The sequence below is a fragment of the Streptomyces rishiriensis genome (assembly GCF_030815485.1).
GTDB lineage: Bacteria > Actinomycetota > Actinomycetes > Streptomycetales > Streptomycetaceae > Streptomyces > Streptomyces rishiriensis_A.
In genome coordinates, this window is the sequence record NZ_JAUSWV010000002.1 from 2,770,894 (window position 1) to 2,789,825 (window position 18,932).

Sequence of the window (18,932 nt, forward strand, 5' to 3'; positions counted from 1 at the left end):
AGATTCCGAGGGGGAACCACTCATGTCCGGAACGCCGTCAAGACGTACCGTCCTGCGCGGACTCACGGTCACCGGGGCCGCGGTGACCGGCTTCGATCCCGGCGCCCGCGGTTGGGCCGCGACCACGGCCGGGGCGGACTCCGGGTCCGTCACCGAAGTGGCCAGGGTGCCCCGGCTGGACGGCACGCTCGGCACCGACGACCCCTCCCTGGCGGCGGCGGCCGACGACTACGGACACATCGTGCACCGCCGCCCCTCCGCGGTCCTGCGCCCGGGCTCGGTCCGTGACGTCGTCGCCATGGTCCGCTTCTGCAACGACCACTGCGTGCCGGTCGCGCCGCGCGGCCAGGGACACGCACCGTTCGGCCAGGCGCAGGTGGACGGCGGTCTGGTCATCGAGACCGCGACACTCGCGGACATCGGCCCGCTGGGTCCCGGCAGCACCACCGTCACCGTCGGGGCGGGCGCGCGGTGGAGCACCGTCGCCCGGGCCACGCTCGCGCACGGCCTCACCCCGCCCGTGTTCACCGACTACCTCGAACTCTCCGTGGGCGGCACCCTGTCGGTGGGCGGTCTGGGCGGCCAGGCCCACCGGCACGGCGCCCAGGTCGACAACGTGACCGAGCTGCGGGTCGTCACCGGGGCGGGCGAGCTGGTGCGCTGTTCCCCGTCCCGGCGCGCCGACCTCTTCCACGCCGTCCTGGCCGGCCTCGGCCAGTGCGCCGTCATCGTCGAGGCCACCCTGCGCCTGGTCCCCGCGCCCCGGACCGTGCGGCGTTACCAGCTGACCTACGACGACCTGGCGGTCTTCCTCGACGACCAGCGCGTCCTGGTCCAGGACGGCCGTTTCGACTATGTCGAGGGACAGGTCCAGGCGGACGCCGCCGGAACGTTCGGGGTCTTCGTCCTGGAGGCGGTGGCCTACGGCCCGCCGGTGGGTCCCGCACCGGACGACACGGCGCTGCTGCGCGGTCTGCGCCACGACCCCGCGAGCGCCCACTCCACCGACCAGCCCTACTACGACTTCCTCGACCGGCTGGCCCCGGTCATCGCCGCGATGAAGGCGGCCGGTATCTGGACGTACGCGCACCCCTGGCTCAACCTCATGCTGCCCGGCACCTCCGCCGCGGCCCTCGGCGCGCGGATCCTGGGCGGGCTCACCCCGGCCGACGCGGGCCCCGGGGCCGTCGTCCTCTTCTACCCCCTGCGCGGCGACCGCCTCACCGCCCCACTGCTGCGCAGCTCCGACGAGACCGTGTCGTACCTCTTCGACGTGCTGAGCGCCGCCCCGGCGGACGACACCGCCGCCGTCGACCGTCTCCTGGCGACCAACCGCGCCGCCTACGAGGCCACCGCGGCGACCGGTGGCACCCACTACCCCGTCGGCAGCATTCCCTTCACGCCCGCCGACTGGCGCACCCACTTCGGCCCGGCCTGGCCGGCACTGGAGTCGGCGAAGCGGACGTACGACCCGCTGGGGATCCTCGTCCCGGGGCAGGGCATCTTCGGCTGATCCCACCGCGCGCCTCCCGGAGGGGACTGTATTTCATACTTACTTTGGACATGTGAGACAAACCCTTCATAGGGGAAACCCCCATTCGGGCGCGCCCCGCCCGGCCCACCTGAAAAGGCGGCCGCCTTCCCGCCCCCGCACCATGCGAAGGAGGCCGACCGCCCGGCGGCCCACACACGAGAGGCCCGCCGGCCCGGCGAGCCCCCACGGTCTGTGCTCTCGGGAGGACCTGCCATGACCGCCAGTCTGGAGCAGCTGCGCCGCTGCCACTTCGCCGTCGATCTGGGAGCGGCGAGGACGCGGGTGTACGTGAAGGGGGCCGGGCTCGTCGTCGACCAGCCGTCCGCCGCCGCCGTCAACACCCGCACCGGTGCGCTGATCGCGGTCGGCGAGTTCGCCGAGAAGATGACCGGGCGCACGCCGCACTACATCCGGGTCGTGCGCCCGGTCTCCGGCGGCACGGTCGTCGACATCGAGATGGCGCAGCGCATGCTGCGCCATCTCCTCGGCGACAAGATCCGCCGCCAGCTGCGCCGCAAACCGTTCCTGCGCGCCGCCGCCTGCACCCCGCACGACGCCGACCCGCTCGCCCAGCGCGCCGCGATCGAGACCCTGGTGGGCCTCGGCGCCCGCCGGGTGGAACTCGTCGACACCCTGATCGCGGCCGCCGTCGGCTGCGGGCTTCCCGTCGAACGCCCCGAGGCCACCATGATCATGGTGTGCGGGGCGGCCGCCACCCAGGTCGCCGTCCTCTCCCTGGGCTCGATCGTCACGGCCGAGCGGATCCCCGTGGGCGGTGAGGCGGTGGACCACGCGATCGTCCAGCACCTGCGTCATGAACACGAGCTGATGCTGCCCAGCCAGTCCGTCCGGCCCCTGCAGGTCGCCCTCTCCGGCAACGGCCTCACCCCGCAGGGCCCCGCGTCCACGGAGATCCACGGGCGGGACGTCGCCACCGGCCTCGCCCGTTCCGTGCAGGTCGACACCGCGGCCGTGCGGGACGCCATCGAGACCCCGCTGACCGCCGTGCTCGACGGCATCGGCAGGGTGCTGCGCGAGTGCCCGCCCGACCTGGTCGCCGACCTCGCCGACCGCGGGATCATGATGGTCGGCGGTTCCGCCCTGCTGCCGGGCTTCGACCAGATGCTGCGTCAGGCCACCGGCATGCCGGTCCACATCGCGGAACGGCCCGACATCTGCGCCGCGCAGGGCCTGGGCGCCATGCTGGAGGGGAAGATCGAGCCGCTGACCCTGGACCCGCTGGGGGCCTGAGCGGGGCCCGGTCACCGAGACCGGCCTGCCGCCCCTCCCGCACGCCGTCCCGGGCGTCGGCTCCGAGCTCGAACTGCGCGCCACACGCCGCCACATCGTGGACGCCGCCGTCGAGCCGGCCGGCGCCCGGTAAGCGGTCCTCCCCACGACCGCCGCCGGCCCGGAGGACCGCACCGGCGCCCACACCGCCGGTTCGTCCCACCACCCGCACGTCCCGCGCGGGCCGGACGCCCGGCAACGCCGACCGACGCGCACGGCGAGCCGTTCGGCCGCCCGCACCTGACCGGGAAGGACGGCGGCGCACCGGCGTCCACACCGCCGGTTCGTCCACCTCCCGCACCTGGCCGGGAAGGACGGGCGGCGCGCGGGAGTTCACCGTCGAGGACATACGGCTCCCCCACCTCCTCACCGCCCGGGCCGGACCCGCGATCGGCGACGCCCGCCGGTGCGGGACGGCCCGTCGGCGCGAGCACCGGGCCGAGGGCGCCGCCGCCGTCACCACCGCGCCGCTCACCGGCGAGTGCGCCGGCGACGGACCACGCGCGGGACCGGGCAGGCCGACGTGAGCGCGGCCTGCGTCCTGCCTGCGTCCCTTGCCACCTCGGAATTCCTTCGTTAAAATACGATTGCCTTATGCAAATAGAATTTCGAACGGCAAATCGGGGTCGCGCGGATCACGCAGATCTTCGCGCAGAGCGTTTATCGGAACACCGGGGGGATCGAATTGGGGGGTTTCCGCAGAGCCGACCGCGATCGGGCCGTGTGCATCACCGGAATGGGCTGGACCACAGCACTGGGTGACGGCCTCGACGAGGTGTGGCAGCAGCTGACGAGTGGTCGCGTCGGCATCCGGGAGTCGGCGGGTGACGGTCGTCCGCCCGCCGCCCTGCTGACGGAGGGCGGGCCGGCCGGGCCTCCGTCCGAGCGGCAGATCTCGCTCGCGGTGGCCACCGCTGCCGCCGCCCTGCGCGACGCCGGCTGCCCGGCCTGGGACGTCGACACACTGGTGCTCGGCAGCAGCCTCGGCCCGCACCTGGACGACGCCGCCGAGATCTCGCCGCACACCCTGACGTCCGCCGTCGCCGCACAGCTGGGAGTGGCCGGGTCCGCCTCGGTGAGCACCGCCTGCTCCTCCGGCGCCGACGCCGTCCTGGCCGGCGCGGCCCTGCTCACCGGCGGCGAGGCGGAACGCTGTCTGTGCGGTGGCATCGACCTGCTCACCGACGGCAAGCTGCTCGGACACCGGGCGCTCGGCACCCTGTCGGCGTCCGGCACCGTCCGCCCCTTCGACACCGACCGTGACGGCACCCTCTTCGGCGAGGGCGCCGGCTTCCTGCTGCTGGAGACCCGGGCCTCGGCGACGGCGCGCGGCGCGCGGATCCTGGGCGAGCTGCGCGGCTGGGGCGCGTCCAACGACGGCACGGGCCCGACCGCCCCCGACGAGAGCGGGGCCGGCGCGGTCCTCGCCGTCCGGCGCGCCCTGGCCAGGGCCGGGGCCGACCCCCGGGACATCGCGGTGATCAACGCCCACGGGACCGGCACCCGCGCCAACGACACGGCGGAGGCGGCCTGCTACGCCACGGTCTTCGGCGCGCAGTCGGAGGCGGTCGTGTTCGCCACCAAGCCGGCCTTCGGCCACACCCTCGGCGCCACCGGCGCCCTGGAGGCGATCGCCCTGCTCCTCGCGCTGCGGCACGGCACCGTGCCCCCGCTCCCGCACACCCGCACAGTCATGCCCGAACTGACCCTGCCGCTGGCCACGGACGGGCCCCGAAAGTTCACCGGCTCCCTCGGCATCAGCCTCACCCTCGGCTTCGGCGGCTTCAACACCTGCCTGCTGCTGTCGGCCGGCGAGCGCCGGACCGTGACAGGGGGTACCGCGTGAACCCGGCCCAGTGGTGCCCAGCGGGCGCCGTGCTCACCGGCTCCGCCCTGGTCGAGGCCGCCGACCCGGGCACGGTCGGGCGCCGCGTCCCCGGGGTGTACGCCGACCCCGTCGCCTGGCTGATGGCCGCGGCCGTGGCGGACGCCCTGGAGAACTGCGGCGACGCCGCGCCGAACCGCCCCGAGGAGGTAGGGGTCGTCGGGGTGAGCGAGCGGGCCACGCGCCACACCCTGCGCGCGCTCGCCGGGACCGTCCCGCGCGGCCGGATCTCCCCCATGCGGTTCGCGGGCGCCGGACCGGGCTCGCTCGTCGGCGTGGTCTGCTCGGCGTTCGGCTTCCACGGGCCGGTGTCGATGCTGCCCATGCCCCTCGCCCCGGCCGTGCCGCTCACCAGAGCCCTGTGCGGCGACTGGCTGCTCGGCGACCCGCCGAGCGCCGCACACGTCCTGGTCGTCACCCACGAAGTCGACGACGAAGGCAAGCACCGGGCGCACTGCCTGGTCGTCAGTGGGCCGACGCCCACGCGGAGGCCCCACCGAACATGACCTCGCAGAACACCACCCCACGGAACGCGACTTCACCGGGCACCACTCCACCGGGCATCACTCCACCGAGCGCGGCTTCGTCGAGCGCGACGTCGCGGAACACGTCGTCGTCGCGCACGACGGCGCCGGTCCTGGCCGATCCGCTTCTCGACCCCGGCGTCGTCGGCGACTTCCTGGACCGGGTCGAGGATCTGTCCCGTTCCGAGGATCCGGGCCGCCCGGCCGGACTGCCCGCCCTCGTCGACCGGTTCACGGCGCTGCCGGCCCCGCCCGGCGCCGTCGTCGTCATCGCGCTGCCGAACGGCATCCGGGCGCTGCGTTTCTTCTTCGCCGTCGCACTGGCCGGGCACACCCCCGTGCTGCTCTCCCCGTCCACCCCGGTCTCCCGGGTCCGCGAGGTGGCCCGCGAGCTGGGCGCCTGCGCACTGGTCCGGGCGGCGATCCGGGCGGACGCGTACGGCGTCACCGATGTCACCCGCGCCGGCGGCGCCGATGTCGGCCTCTTCACCGGCCGGCCGTATCTGCACCACGGGCCGGGCCACGTGATCCTGATGAGCTCCGGCACCTCCGGCATGGCCACCGGGTGTCTGCACGGCATCGACGCCCTGTTGCGCAACGCCCGCCGCCACGGCCGTTCCCTCGGCCAGCGCGCCGCCGACACCGCCCTGGTCAGCCTGCCCGTCTACTACTCCTACGCGCTGGTCGCCCAGGTCCTGGGCGGTCTGGTGCACGGCTCGCGGCTGGTCATGGCCGGACCGCCGTTCTCGGTGGCCGACTACCTGGCCACGGTCGCCGGCCGGGGGGTCACCCTCTCCTCGCTCACCCCGAGCCTGGTCAAGTCCGTCGTCACCGCGGGCGGCGAACTGCCCTCGCCGCTGCGCACGCTGACCGTGGGCGGTCAGGCGCTGGACCCGTCGTACGTCTCCCGCCTGCTGAAACTCAATCCCGAGCTGGGGTTGTACATCACCTACGGGCTGACCGAGGCCGGACCGCGGGTGTCCACCCTCGCCGCCCACCGGGAGCCTCCGCACCGGCACGGATCGGTGGGCGTGCCGCTGGACGGCGTCGAGGTGCTCACGCGGCCGACCGACACCGGGGAGCGCGAACTGCTCGTGCGCTCCGACACCGTCTACCGCAGGCGGGTCGGCGAGCCCGCGCCGTCCAAGCGCGGCGATCTGATCGAGCCGGGGCTGCTGGCCACCGGCGACATCGGGCACGTCGACGACGACGGGTACGTGTACGTGCACGGCCGCTCCTCGGACTTCGCGATGGTGCGCGGCGAGAAGGTGTCGACCGCGACGGTGCGCCGCGCCGCCGAGTCCCTGCCCGGGGTGGTCCGTGCCGCGACCAGGATCGCCGTCGTGGACGACGACTCCGCCGTCCTCGAGCTCGACGTCTTCGTCGACGACGCCGTACCGCCCTCCGAGGCGGAGATGCGACGGCATCTGCGGTCCCTGCTGACCCGTAACGAGCTGCCGGTGACGGTCCGGATCCAGCCGCTTCGCGCGGGCGAGCACCACAAGTGACGGGCCCGGAACCGCTCACCCTGTACTGCGTGCCGCACGCCGGCGGTTCGGCGCGCAGCTTCGTGCGCTGGCGACGCGAGCTGCCGGCCGGTCTGTGCGCCCGGCCGCTGGAGATCGCGGGCAAGGGTCTGCGCTCCCGTGAGCCGCGGGCGGCGACCCTGCGGACGGCCGCCGCCGACCTCGCCCTCCGCGTGGATCCGCCCGGCCGGTACGCGCTCCTCGGGCACAGCATGGGCGGCCTGCTCGCCTACGAGACGGCTCTCGCCCTGCAGGACCTGGGCCGGCCCGCGCCCGAGTTCGTCGTGGTCGCCGCCGCCCGGCCGCCCCACCTTCTCGGAACCTCCCCCTACGGCCCCCTGCTCGCTCTGGGCGACGACGCCCTGCTCGACGCCCTCGCGGAGAACGGCCGGATCCCGAGGGAGGTACGCCGGTCACCGATGCGGCACCAGTTCGTGCCGGTCATCCGCGGCGACCTCGCGCTGCTCGCCGGCCACCGCCCCGACCCCGAGCCGCGGCCCCTGCCGAGCGACCTCGTCGTCTGGTACGGCGGCGGTGACGCGGACACCCCGCCCGAGGTGATGGCCGGCTGGCGGCACTACACCCGGCGCACGCACGTCGGCGAAGCCTTCGCCGGCGGCCACTTCTTCCTCCATGAACGCTTCGAGGAGGTCGCGGCCCGGCTGCTGGACCTGGCCGCGCAGCAGCGAGCGGACCGCTGACCGGGACGGCCGGCGGCCCGCTCGCCGAGAGGCGGTGCCAGGAGGGGAGGTGCCGCGCAGGCGGTGTCAGTGCTGCACCGGGCAGCCGTTCCCGCCGCCGCGCACCGGGGCGTCGGTGTCGTGCCGGGTGCCGAGCAGCCAGTACGCGTCCTCCGCCGCCCGCCACAGTTCCGGAAAGAGCGCCAGCTGCGAGCGCGCCTCCAGGGTCGACAGGGACCGGCCGCCCAGGCTCTGCGGCAGCTCGAGCTCGTCGTCGCCCTCCTCGTTCCCCTTGCGCAGCCCGGGCTGACCGCCCAGCTGCGACCACACCATGATCAGGTGGTGCTGCTTCCAGCCGAGGACACTGCCGTCCAGCCGCAGCATCGCCTCCCGCACCAGGGCCAGCGACTGGGACGCGGGCGAGCGCGGGCCGTCGTAGCCGTCGTCCTGCTGGGCGATCACGTCCTGGAGTGACAACCCGGCGCGCTCCACCGCCTGCTCGTAGGCCTTCCACACCGGACGGGCCACCCGCCGCAGATTGCGGTAGCCGGGCGAGTCCAGGCCGGTGGCGTCCTCGGGCAGCGCGTTGCGCATCATCAGCAGGCTGTGCTGCGGCAGGTGGTCGGTGAGCAGCCGCACCGCCTGGACGGTGACCTCGCTGAGCCCGGTGGCCCGGTCGAACATGCGGACCGCCTGGTGGTACCGGTCCTGGTCCAGGTGTCCGATCGCCCGGCGCAGCTCGTAGTGGACCTGGACCCAGGCGTACTCGGTGATGAGGTGGGTGACCTGGAAGAAGCGCTGGTCGGGGTGTTCCGTCTCGCTCTCCGGGACCAGTGCGCCGAGTGCGTCGGTGAGGTGCAGGACGTTCTCGTAGTTGCTGCCCCGGTCGAAGTCGTAGGAGAGCAGGGCGTTGGGCTCGTCCGGGTTCAGCGAGCGCTTCACCGGGTCTCCTCTTTGGTGTACTCGACCAGCCAGTGGCCGGGCAACTCGAACTTCCTGGCGTCCGTGAGGGTGAGCCCGACACCGGCGCCGAGGTCGCGCAGGTCCTCCATGCTGCGCTCGCGGCCGCCGAGCAGGACCAGCATCAGCAGGTCGGCGTAGCTCGCCATCACGGGGTCCTTGCCGCTGTCCAGCAGCCGCTCGACGACCACGACCCGCCCGCCGGGGACGAGCGCCGCCGAGCAGCGGCCGAGGATGCGGGCGGCGTCCCGGTCGCTCCAGTTGTGCAGCGTGTTGGCGATCAGGTAGACGTCGCCGCCGGCGGGCATCGGCTCGAAGAAGCTGCCCGCGACCAGCTCGCAGCGGTCGGACACCGGGGCGGTGATCCCGGCGGCCTCGTCGATCACGCTCGGCAGCTCCAGCAGCGTGCCGCGCAGCGCCGGGTGCTCGGTGAGCAGCTTCAGCAGCAGGGAGCCGTTGCCGCCGCCGACGTCCACGACGTGCCCCACCGACGCCCAGTCGTAGATACGGGCCAGTTCCGGCACGAGCCGGTCCGCGATCCGGGCGATGCCCGTGTTGAAGGACTTCTCGATGTCGGGGTGCGCCTCCAGGTCCTTCCAGAAGGGCCGTCCGTGCGCCTGCTCGTACACCGGCAGACCGGTGCGTACGGCGTCCATGAGCCGGCCGACGGCCGGCTCGAAGCGGGCCTCCATGGGCCGGCTGGGGTCCTCGTAGTCCAGCCAGCGGCGCAGATTGCCCGGGTGGTCGCCGAGCAGCACCCGGCCCACGTCGGTGAGCTCGTACGTGCGCTGCCGCGACGCGGTGTCGGTGGTCTCCTCGAAGAGGCCGAGGAGGCTGACGTAGTGCAGGACGCGGCCCAGGGACTGCTCGTCGGTGCCGGTCTCGGCGGCCAGGGCGGCCGCGGTCCGGTGTCCCTGCTCGACCAGGTCGGGCAGGCGGAGTGTCGCGGTCACCCGCACGGCGGTGGGGGTGAACCCGGAGCCCAGGGCGAGGATCGTGTTCAACGGGTCTTGGCGGAACACCAAAAGCCTCCAGTCGTTCTCGTTCGGTCGGTCGTCCGCCGGGCGTTCCGGTGGAAATTCAGGAGCATTCCTCGATCGCGTCGAGGGCGTCGAGGAACCGCGTCAGGTCCTCTTTCCCGCCGAGCGACGTGCGGAGGTAACCGGGAAATCCGAACAGTCCCGCATTGCGAACGAGAATGCCGAAATCCGCGGCGAGACGATCCTGTGCACGGGCGCAGTCCCGGGCCGCGACGGCGACGAAGTTCGTCACGGAGGGCAGATGCGCGCGCCCCCGGCGGTCCAGCTCGCGGACGAACCAGCGCCGCCGCTCGGCGGTGGACCGGCGTACCCCGTCGACGAAGTCCCGGTCGGCGAGGGCGGCGGTCGCGGCCGCCTGCGCGAGCCGGTTCACGCTGAAGGGCAGGGCGCGCAGGGTCGCCCGCAGCCCGGCGATCAGGTCGGGCCGTCCGACGGCGTAGCCGACACGCAGCGCGGCCAGGCCGTAGGCCTTGGAGAAGGTGCGCAGCGCGACGACCGGCGCGTCCGCCTCCAGCAGGTCGCGGGCGCAGGGGAGGTCCGGGTCGGCGAACTCCATGTACGCCTCGTCGAACACCAGCGGGACCCCGCTGCGGCCGGAGACGTCGACCAGTGCGGCCAGTTCGTGCCGGGTGAGGGCCGCGCCGCTGGGGTTGTGCGGGTTGCACAGATAGCCGATCCCGTGTGCGGGCAGCCGCTCGGCGAACCCGGCGGCGTCGACGGCCGTGCCGGCCGGCGGTACGGCGGTGCAGCCGCGCCCGATGAGTTCCAGACAGGTCCGGTAGCCGGGGAACGTGCCGTCGGTGACGAGGCCGGGAAGGCCGCGGTCGCCGAGGGTCAGGGCGGTGGCCAGGACGAGTTCGTCGCTGCCGTTGGCGACGGCGATGTGGTCCGGGCCGACGCCCCAGTGCGCGGCGAGCGCCCGCACCAGTTCCTGCCGCTCGGGATCCGGATAGACGTTGACCCGCGCCAGTTCACTCTCGGCCGCCCGGATCGCCGCCCTGCTTGCGCCGTGGGGGCTCTCGCTCAGGTGCAGCCGGATCAGATCGTCGGCGCCGGGAACACTCGCGTTGAACGCCTTGCCGACGGCCGGAGCCGCTTCCCCTGCGGTGGGGGCCCCGTGCCCGGCGGCGGCCACGTCCTCAGCGGCGGACTCCACGGGTACGGCGCCGGGGGCCGCTCGCCCGGGCGTCGGGCCCGCTTCCCCACCGCCCGCGGCCGGCGTGCCGACGGCGGAGGCCGGCTGCCCCGCCGGCGGGGTCACAGGCGGTCCCCGAGGAGGACGCCGAAGCAGTAGCTGCCCACCTCCGCCTCGAGGGTCAGGAAGCAGTGCTCGCTGCCGGCCGGGATCCGCATGACGGCCGGTGAGAGCAGTTCATGACGTCTGCCGTCGAGTTGGACCTCGATGCGGGCGCCGCCCTTGTTCGGGGAGACCAGCAGGTAGAGCTCGTCGACCGGGTGGGTGTGCGGCGCGGCGACCGGCTTGCCGACCAGGGTGCTGAGTTCACCGCCGGCGAGCTGGACGGGCAGGCCGCCGAACATGTCCGCGGTGAGGTAGAAGGGCGCGGGCTGGTGATGCCCGGCCACGGCGAGGGGAATGGGCAGACCCTCCACGATCTCCGGGTCGGCGGGACATCGCTCGGTCGTCACTGGGCCTCCAGGACGAACAGGTAGGTGTGCGGGGCGCCGAAGGGAATCGTGCGGCGCAGGTGCAGCCCGCCCTCGTGGAAGAGGTTCTCGTACTCCTCGCGCGTGTAGACGGGGACGCCCATCAGGGCGTGGGCGAGCTCGAAGCCGCTGGAGAAGACGGGCAGCGTGTCGTTCTCGCCGCGCGGCCGGACGGTGGTGTCGGCGAGCAGGAAGGTGTGCGCGCGCGGGAACGCCTTGCGCAGCGCCGGGATGACGTCCGAGCGGGTGGCGGGGTCGACGAGCAGGTCGTGCAGGAACATGAAGCTCATCGCCACGTCCACCTGGTCGGCGCCCTCGATGCGGCGGCCCCGGAAGAGGACGTCGAGAACGTCGGCGCAGATCGGCTGGACCCGGTCGGCCAGTTCGTGGCGCTCGACGGTGCCGGCCGCCAGCGCGGTGGCCGAGGCGCTGATGTCCAGGCCCAGACCCCGGGCGCCGGGGCGGGACTTGACGAGGCGGCACACGCGCTCGCTGATCCCGCTGCCGAGGTCGGCGATGACGGCGAAGTCGAGCGCGGCGATCTGCTCGTCGAGCAGGTTCCGCATCAGCGCCATGTCGGCCTGGGCCGAACCGAGCGCCACCATGCCCTCGTCACGCAACACGTCCTTGCCGAAGGCGCGTTCCCCTCGCGCGATGGACGCGGCATTGGCGAAAACGTCGTGGTATCCACCCACGCCCCAGGTGAAGAACCCTATTTTCCGGCGGAGTTCACCCCAGGCAGGCCTGGGCGTCACCCGGTCGTCGCGGACCTCGAGATACCCGAAGGCCTCGGCAGCCGACACCAGGTGACGGAAAACGCTTTCGTCCAACTGCCGGCGCCAGCAGTAATCGGGCACGTCGAGCCGGTCGGCCTCGTCGAACCAGGCGAACAGTCCCAGCTGCTCCAGGGCGAAAACGACATGAGTGGAGATGAACCCGTTGAACGCGGTGTCGGCATCGAGCGGGGTGTTCGCGGCGCCCTGCCATTCGGCGGGAAGGAAAACGCTTTCACCTAAGTCTTGGAGGCTGTCACGGGAAAGGGGAGCTGTCACGGGAAGTGCCTTCCTTGTTTCGGTCGAATGCCGAGCTCCGGTCGGGCCGATTCCGAACCGGCATCGAGTCGGCTCTGACTCCGCGTCGAGTCGGCACGAGCCGACGTCGAGCCGATGCCGGTGTTCGAATCGACGGGGACCGGTTACACGCGGGGCGAGGTGGCGGCGATACGGGCCACCGCCACCGCCAGTTCGCGCACGGTGGGGTGGTCGAAGAACAGCCGGTTGGGCAGCCGGACACCGAGCCGCCGGCGGAGCCGGACGAGCACCTGCGTGGCTTTCAGGGAGTGACCGCCCGCCTCGAGAAAGGGGGTGTCGTCATCGAAGTCGTCATGCCCGAGCACCTCGACCCACGCGGCTCTGACCTGGTCTTCCATGGCCTGCTCGGGTGTCGTCACGGGCAGCCCGGAAGCCGGCCCGGAAACTGGGGCGGAAGCCGGCCCCGAAGCTGGTGCGGAAGGCAGCCCGGACGATGGTCCGGCATAAACATCCGGACGTGTTTTCACGCCGTCGTCGCTCAAAAGAATTCCCCCGTGTCATGACGGATCAGGGTCGAGCGCGCCGAATTCGGCGCAGCCGTAGGACGGCCCCGCCCATGGGCGTGGCTAGATGAAGCTTCAATTGTTTTCCCCCGTAGAAACGGACGCTCCACCGGTGGGTCAGACCGGTTCGGTCCCTGAGGTGATTGCTCACCATGGCGGCAGATTGCCGATATCGGAGAGTAGGCAGCGGCCATCGAGCCAGTCAAGGGTCGAATGTCGGCCAGCCACCCCCAGGTCACCCCTGGCCAACGCTTCGACTCTGGGTGTGAACCCGCCCCGGCATTCCCATGCATCGGCCATCCGGTTGGCCGAAAAGCGGGTTGACGGCCGAAACTTGGCACCTCTACGGTCGGACGAGTCGATTGTGAACGCAGTATTTCAAGGGTTGCGTCCGAGGTCGACACCAACCGGCGTGACAGGGGGAATGATGTACGCCGTAACGGGGGAGAATGAACCGGCCGACCAACCGGTTCCCTATTCCGTCAGAGTCCTTTTCGAACTCCGATGATCCTTGGATCGGCGGCCGCCTGACCCGTGGCCGCCCGATCTCTCCAAGGCCTTGGCCGGCCTTTTTTCCATCATTCACATGATGTCGTCCTCCGCTGCCCGCCACACAGCGCGCACCTGTGCGCGCACCGCTGTGCGGGCACCGGCAATTCGTCACGAGATGCAGCAGGGAAACGCGTTGAGGCATGCGATTCTGGGCGCCGGGGGAGTCGGGCTCGCCCTCGGAGCGGCGCTGGCCCGCGCGGGCCACGAGGTCGTGCTGGTGATGCGGGAGTCCTCACGAGCCCGCTACCGCGGCGTGATCGACGTGCACAGCAAGCTGCACGGCGACCTCGCCGTGCGGGCACGGGCGGTGGAGCGGCTCCAGGAGCCGGTCGACGTCCTGTGGGTGACGGTGAAGGCGCCCGCGCTGGACGCCGCGATGGCCCGGGTCGCCCCACGGCTGACCCCGGACTCGGTCGTCCCCCTGCTCAACGGACTCGACCATCCGCGAACGCTGCGGGCCAGGTTCGGGCCCCGCCAGCTCGTCGGCTCGATCCTGATCGAGGCGGAACGCACCGCACCCGGCCGGGTGATCTGGAACTCGCTGTACGCCGAGGTCAGCCTCGCGACCACGGAGACAGGCGCGGGCGCCGGGGCCGATGCGGGTCACGGGGCCGATGCGCAGCCCGGGGCCGGGGGCAGACGTCTCGGCCGGCTCGCCGAGCTCCTCGCCGACGCGGGTCTCGGCTGCACCCCGGAGCGCGACGCGGCGAGCGTCCTCTGGCGCAAGCTGGTCCTCCTGCTGCCGTTGGCGCTGGCCACCACCGCGGCCGACGGCCCCCTGGGCATCGTCCGCCGCCGGCCCGAGCTGTCCGCCCTGCTGCGCGACGCCGCCCGGGAAGCCTGTGCCGTCGCCGCGGCGGACACCGTCGCCGTCGACGACCGCAACCTGCTGCACACCCTGGACACCCTGCCCGGCCGGACCGACACCTCCCTGCACCGGGACGTCACCGCCGGGGTCCGGCCGACCGAACTCGCCGCGCTCACCGAGCCGGTGCTGCGCCGCGCCCGCGACCATCACGTGGCCGTGCCCGCGCTGGCCGAACTGGCGCGCAGGGCCGCCGAGCGGGAGCGGCAGGCGGAGGTTCCCGCGCCGCACCGATCCACCTACCGCAAGGGAGAAACGTCATGACAGTCGGTTCGGGCGAGACACTGGACGAAACGCTGGAGGCGACCCTCAAGGAGATCCTCGTCGAGGACCTCTTCCTTGACGTGCCCACCGAACGCATCGGGGACGACGACGGCCTCCAGGACGTACTGGGCCTGGACTCCCTCGGCTTCGTGGAGCTGCGTGCCCAGTGCGAGCAGCGTTTCGGCGTGGCCATCACGGACGCCGAGTTCACCCCGCTCCACTTCCACTCGGTGCGCACGGTGGCCAATCTGGTGCGCACCCTGCGTACGGGCGCCGCCGGCGAGCACCTGGCGGTCCCGCAGTGAGAGAGCCGGCTTCCTCCGAGCAGTTGGACGTCTGGCTCGCCTGCCAACGCGAGCCGGAGTCCGACCGCTACAACGTCACCGTCGACCTGGAATTCACCCCGACCGTCGACGTACCGGCGCTGCGTGCCGCGCTGACCGATGTGCTGACCGCCCATCCGGCTCTGCGGTGTGCCTTCGCCACCGAGGGCGGCGAGCTGTGGCGCAGCACGGAGGCCGACCCGCCGATGGCCTTCGTCACCGACCGCCTCCCCGGCCGCTACGACCGCGCGCAGGCCCTCGCCCGTGCGGTCGTCGCCGGCCGCGCGCCCTTCGACCTGGCCACCGCGCCGCTGGTGCGGGCGACGCTTTTGACCGGGGAGGGCGGCGCACTGCTCGCCGTCACGATGCACCACATCGTCTCCGACGGCTGGTCCAGCCGGATCCTCGCCGAGGACCTGGTGACGGCGTACCGCTCCCGCACAGCGGGCGCCCCGGGCCCTGCCCCGCGCAGGTCGCCCGACGCCGGGGCCGACGCCACTGCCGGCACCAGTGCCGACGCCACTGCCGACATCGTTGCCGAGACCGGTCCACGTGCCGGTACGGGTACCGGTGCCGGTGCCGACGGTGGTGCCGCCGCCCTCTCCCCCCGGGCCGTTGCCGGGGCCGAGACGCCCGCGCCGGTCGGTCGCGACGCCGACGCCGGCGTTGAGGCCGACGCCGACGGCGATGCCGACGCGGACGCCGAGGCGGAGGCCGAGGCCGAGGAGTACTGGACCTCCGTCCTGCGCGACGCCCCCGCCTCCCTCGCGCCGCCGCACGACCTGGTGCCGGAGGACGGTTTCCCCGGTCCCTCCGGCCGGGTGGAGGTGCTCCTGCCCGCCGAGGTGCACGCGGGCGTCCAGGCGCTGGCCGCCGCCGAACGCGGCTCCCCCGCCGTCGTGCTGCTCGCCGCCTGGTCCGTGCTGCTGCACGCGTGGGCCGGAGAGTCGGAGGGCACCTTCGGCATGGTCTTCGCCGGCCGCCGGTACGCCGACGCCGAGCGCGTCGACCTGTTCAGCCGTGCGCTGCCGCTGCGCGACCGGACGTCCCCCGACGACCGCTTCCTGGAGGTGGCGGCCCGGCTGCGCGAGCAGATGCTCGACGCGATGGAACACGCCCACCTGCCCGTGCGGCGGCTGCGGGCGATCCGCAGCGCGCGGGCGAACGGTCCGGGCGTCGAGCGGACGGTGTTCATGTACACCCCCGCCTACGAGGACGCGTGGCAGGCCGGCGAGGTGACCGTCCGCCGCTTCGACCACCCGGACGAGACGACGAAGTACGAGTTCTCCCTCAACGTCCTGGAGGGCGCGGCCGGCACCCGGCTGTGCGTCTACTACGACACCGCCCGCTACCTTCCCGCCACCGCGCAACTGTTCGCCGAGGAGCTGCGCGAACTGCTGGCCCGCGCCGTGGCCGCCCCGGACAGCACCTGCGGAGACCTCCTCGCCGCCTGCGACCCGGGCCTGTCCGAGGTCGCCGCGCACGGCGCGCCCGTCGCGTCACCGGCGCCGAGCATCCCCGGGCTGGTCCTGCGGCACGCCGCCGCCCGCCCGGACGCCGTCGCCGTACGCCATGGGCAGCGCACCCTCGGCTACGGCGAACTCGCCGCGCGCGCGGGTGAGGTGGCCGGCTGGCTGCGCGACCGGGGTGTCGGGCCCGGCGACACCGTGGCGCTGCTCCTCGCCCCCGGCGTCGAGACGCCGGTGTTCTGGCTGGCGTCCGCCCTGGCCGGCGCCGCCTACCTCCCCCTGGACCCCGCCTATCCACAGGCCCAGCTCCAGCTGATCGTGGACGACGCCCGTCCCGCGGTCCTCGTCGTCGACCCGGACTGCGGACAGTCCCTCGACGTGCCGGAGGGCACCGCCGTACCGGTCGGCGAGGCGCTCGAACGGGCCCGCGGCCGGTCCGCCCCCGAGGTCGCGTACGACGACACAGCGACCCTCTGCGTCCTCTACACCTCCGGCACCACCGGGCGGCCCAAGGGGGTCGTCCTGCCGCACCGCGGGCTGGCCCGGCTCTTCGTACGCCCCGACTTCCTCCCGCTGGACGAGACGGACGTCGTCGCGCAGCTGTGCCCGCTCAACTTCGACGGCGCCAGCTACGAGATCTGGGGCGCCCTCACGCACGGCGCGCAGCTGGTCGTCCTCGACAAGCACCTGGTGCTCAGCCCCCGCGAGATGCGCACGGTGGTCCGCGAGCGCGGGGTGAGCACGCTGCTCGTGACGACACCGCTGCTCAACCGGATCATCGAGGACGCCCCGGACCTGCTCCAGTCGCTGCGGCGGGTGTACTTCGGCGGCGAGCTGATCTCCGTACGGCACATGCGCCGTGCCCTGCGCTGGTCCCGGCCGGGCGTCCTGCTGCACAGCTACGGTCCCACCGAGAACTCCTTCACCTCGACCTGGTACCCGATCACCGACCTCGCGCCGAACGCCAGGACGGTCCCGATCGGCCGACCGGTGCCCGGCACCGAGGTGCGGGTGGTGCAGGAGGGCGGCATCCGCCCGGTCCCGCGCGGTGTCCCGGGTGAACTCCTGCTCGGCGGGGCGGGGTTGGCCGACGGCTATCTGAACGCGCCCGGGATGACGGCGGACCGTTTCGTCACCGACGGCACGACCCGGCTCTACCGGACCGGTGACCGGGTGCGCTGGCGCCCGGACGGCCTGCTGGAGTTCATCGGCCGCAAGGACAACCAGGTGAAGATCCGCAGCCAGCGCGTCGAACTCGGCGAGGTGGAAGCGGTCTTGGACGCGCACCCGGCCGTCGAGTCGGTCTTCGTCACGACACGCGTCAACCGTCGTGACGAGAAGGAGATCGTCGCCTACGCGGTGGCCGCGCCCGGCACGGACGCCGACGAGATCGGCCGGCACGCCCGGCTGCGGCTGCCCGCCTTCGCCGTACCCAGCCACCTGCTGCTGGTCGGGGAACTTCCGCTCACCCCGACCGGCAAGATCGACCGGCGTCGGCTGCCGGATCCGGAGCGGACCTCCCGGGCCGCTGGGCCCGACCCCGCTCCGGTCCCCGCCTCGGCCCTCGCACCGGCACCCCCTTCCGTGACCTCCGTGACCTCCGTGACCCCAGCCTCCGAGGCCTCCGGGACTTCCGTGGCTTCCGTGACGGATGGCGTGCGGGCCGCCTGGCGGGCGGTGCTGGAGCACGACGGATTCGGGTCGGACCGCAACTTCTTCGACGCCGGCGGCCATTCGCTGCTGCTGGTGAAGCTGCGGGAGCACCTGCGGCTGACGACCGGCGCCGACGTCCCGGTCATCGACCTGCTGCGCCACGTCACGGTCCACGAGCAGGCCCGCCTGATCGCCACGGCCCACCGCCCCGGGGGCGGAACGGCGGCCCCGGCCAGCGTCGTGCCCCGAAGGCCCCTCGATCGCGCGCCGTCGGGCAAAACCGTCCCGGCGCCGGTGTCGCCCCCCGGTCCCCGGATCGTCGCCCTGTCCGCCGCCACCGCCGACGCCCTGGCCGTCGCCCGCGAGCGGCTGGCCGCCCATCTGGAGGCGAACCCGGACCTGGCGCTGGCGGACGTGGCCCACACGCTGGACGTGGGCCGTCGGCACTTCGGGCACCGGTGCGCCGTCGTGGCGTCCGACCCGGCCGAGGCGGTACGCGCCCTGCGCGCCCCGCACACCGCGACGCCCGCCGTCCCCGGTTCGCCCCCGGCCGTGGTGTTCGCCTTCGCGGACGGCCCGCCGGACGGCGCCGACCGGGCCGCCGGACCGCTCACCCGCCAACTGCGTCTGGCCGACCGGTTCGCCGAACGGGGCGTGACCCCGGCGGCGGTGTACGGCGTGGGGACGGGACGGTTCGCGGCCGCGGTGGTGAGCGGCGCGCTCACGGCCGAGGAGGGTGTACGGCTGGCGGCCGACGGGGCCGCCGCGCGCGTCCCGGTACCCCGCCGTCCCCGCCTGCTGTGGTCCACGGCGCTGGGTCCGCTCCTCCCCGACGGGCCCGCCCCGCAGGAACAGCACCTGTCGGCCGAGGCCGAGCCGGCCAAGCTGCTCCGGGCGGCCGGTGACCGGCTCGGCGAGGTGGCCGTCCTCGACATCGCGGCCGTCGACCCCGACGAGCGGGCCCTGCTCACGGCCCTCGCGGCCCTGTGGTGCCAGGGCGCCGAGGTGCGGCTGACACCGCCCGGCCCGGCCCGCCGGCTGCGCCTGCCCGGCCACCCCCTGTCGTGGGCGTTCTCCGCGTCCCCGCTCCCCACAGATTCCTGAAGGA

15 protein-coding genes are annotated in these 18,932 nt (G+C 73.4%); 9 read left to right on the forward strand and 6 right to left on the reverse strand.

Annotated elements, in window-relative coordinates:
* Positions 1-22 precede the first annotated feature (22 nt).
* The 6 genes from QF030_RS14840 (at position 23) to QF030_RS14865 (ending at position 7,460) form a co-directional block, all read left to right on the forward strand.
* The gene (locus QF030_RS14840; protein ID WP_307163149.1) at positions 23-1,513 is read left to right on the forward strand and encodes an FAD-binding protein; all 1,491 of its coding nucleotides are present in this window, start codon (positions 23-25) and stop codon (positions 1,511-1,513) included.
* 234 nt (positions 1,514-1,747) lie between these two features.
* Complete coding sequence (locus QF030_RS14845) at positions 1,748-2,785, forward strand: rod shape-determining protein (protein ID WP_054238174.1); 1,038 nt, start codon at positions 1,748-1,750, stop codon at positions 2,783-2,785.
* 760 nt (positions 2,786-3,545) lie between these two features.
* Positions 3,546-4,670: a beta-ketoacyl synthase N-terminal-like domain-containing protein gene (locus tag QF030_RS14850; protein ID WP_307163150.1), complete on the forward strand. Its 1,125-nt coding sequence runs from the start codon at positions 3,546-3,548 to the stop codon at positions 4,668-4,670.
* Positions 4,667-5,215: a hypothetical protein gene (locus QF030_RS14855; RefSeq protein ID WP_307163151.1), complete on the forward strand. Its 549-nt coding sequence runs from the start codon at positions 4,667-4,669 to the stop codon at positions 5,213-5,215. Before QF030_RS14850 ends, QF030_RS14855 begins: the two co-directional genes overlap by 4 nt.
* Positions 5,212-6,741, forward strand: coding sequence for a class I adenylate-forming enzyme family protein (locus QF030_RS14860; protein WP_307163152.1), 1,530 nt, complete (start codon positions 5,212-5,214; stop codon positions 6,739-6,741). The genes QF030_RS14855 and QF030_RS14860 overlap by 4 nt, the downstream gene beginning before the upstream one ends.
* Positions 6,738-7,460, forward strand: coding sequence for a thioesterase II family protein (locus QF030_RS14865; protein ID WP_307163153.1), 723 nt, complete (start codon positions 6,738-6,740; stop codon positions 7,458-7,460). Before QF030_RS14860 ends, QF030_RS14865 begins: the two co-directional genes overlap by 4 nt.
* A 66-nt stretch (positions 7,461-7,526) precedes the next feature.
* Here the strand turns inward: QF030_RS14865 and QF030_RS14870 are convergent, their stop codons facing one another.
* From QF030_RS14870 to QF030_RS14895, 6 genes are all read right to left on the reverse strand, one after another.
* A complete protein-coding gene (locus QF030_RS14870; protein ID WP_307163154.1) occupies positions 7,527-8,381 on the reverse strand; it encodes a hypothetical protein in 855 nt (284 codons plus the stop codon).
* Complete coding sequence (locus QF030_RS14875) at positions 8,378-9,421, reverse strand: methyltransferase (RefSeq protein ID WP_307163155.1); 1,044 nt, start codon at positions 9,419-9,421, stop codon at positions 8,378-8,380. The genes QF030_RS14870 and QF030_RS14875 overlap by 4 nt, the downstream gene beginning before the upstream one ends.
* 58 nt (positions 9,422-9,479) lie before the next feature.
* Entirely contained in the window at positions 9,480-10,700 is a 1,221-nt protein-coding gene (locus QF030_RS14880; protein ID WP_307163156.1) for a pyridoxal phosphate-dependent aminotransferase, read from the reverse strand.
* On the reverse strand, positions 10,697-11,086 hold the full coding sequence (locus QF030_RS14885) for a cupin domain-containing protein (RefSeq protein ID WP_307163157.1): 390 nt from the start codon (positions 11,084-11,086) through the stop codon (positions 10,697-10,699). The genes QF030_RS14880 and QF030_RS14885 overlap by 4 nt, the downstream gene beginning before the upstream one ends.
* The gene (locus tag QF030_RS14890) at positions 11,083-12,156 is read right to left on the reverse strand and encodes an SAM-dependent methyltransferase (protein ID WP_307163158.1); all 1,074 of its coding nucleotides are present in this window, start codon (positions 12,154-12,156) and stop codon (positions 11,083-11,085) included. Before QF030_RS14890 ends, QF030_RS14885 begins: the two co-directional genes overlap by 4 nt.
* Positions 12,157-12,299: 143 nt before the next feature.
* Positions 12,300-12,554 (reverse strand): acyl carrier protein, encoded by a 255-nt coding sequence (locus QF030_RS14895; protein ID WP_307163159.1) that lies wholly within the window; start codon positions 12,552-12,554, stop codon positions 12,300-12,302.
* 829 nt (positions 12,555-13,383) lie between these two features.
* Here QF030_RS14895 and QF030_RS14900 point away from each other — a divergent pair.
* From QF030_RS14900 to QF030_RS14910, 3 genes are read left to right on the forward strand one after another with little or no spacing between them, the layout of a single operon-like run.
* A complete protein-coding gene (locus QF030_RS14900) occupies positions 13,384-14,379 on the forward strand; it encodes a ketopantoate reductase family protein (protein ID WP_307163160.1) in 996 nt (331 codons plus the stop codon).
* Positions 14,376-14,684 (forward strand): acyl carrier protein, encoded by a 309-nt coding sequence (locus QF030_RS14905; protein ID WP_079073590.1) that lies wholly within the window; start codon positions 14,376-14,378, stop codon positions 14,682-14,684. Before QF030_RS14900 ends, QF030_RS14905 begins: the two co-directional genes overlap by 4 nt.
* The gene (locus tag QF030_RS14910; protein ID WP_307163161.1) at positions 14,681-18,928 is read left to right on the forward strand and encodes a non-ribosomal peptide synthetase; all 4,248 of its coding nucleotides are present in this window, start codon (positions 14,681-14,683) and stop codon (positions 18,926-18,928) included. Before QF030_RS14905 ends, QF030_RS14910 begins: the two co-directional genes overlap by 4 nt.
* Positions 18,929-18,932 lie beyond the last annotated feature (4 nt).

Bases quoted from the DNA above. Each gene is read 5' to 3' on its own strand.
- QF030_RS14840 (WP_307163149.1), top strand. From the start codon at position 23: ATGTCCGGAACGCCGTCAAGACGTACCGTCCTGCGCGGACTCACGGTC.
- QF030_RS14905 (WP_079073590.1), top strand. From the start codon at position 14,376: ATGACAGTCGGTTCGGGCGAGACACTGGACGAAACGCTGGAGGCGACC.
- QF030_RS14860 (WP_307163152.1), top strand. From the start codon at position 5,212: ATGACCTCGCAGAACACCACCCCACGGAACGCGACTTCACCGGGCACC.
- QF030_RS14845 (WP_054238174.1), top strand. From the start codon at position 1,748: ATGACCGCCAGTCTGGAGCAGCTGCGCCGCTGCCACTTCGCCGTCGAT.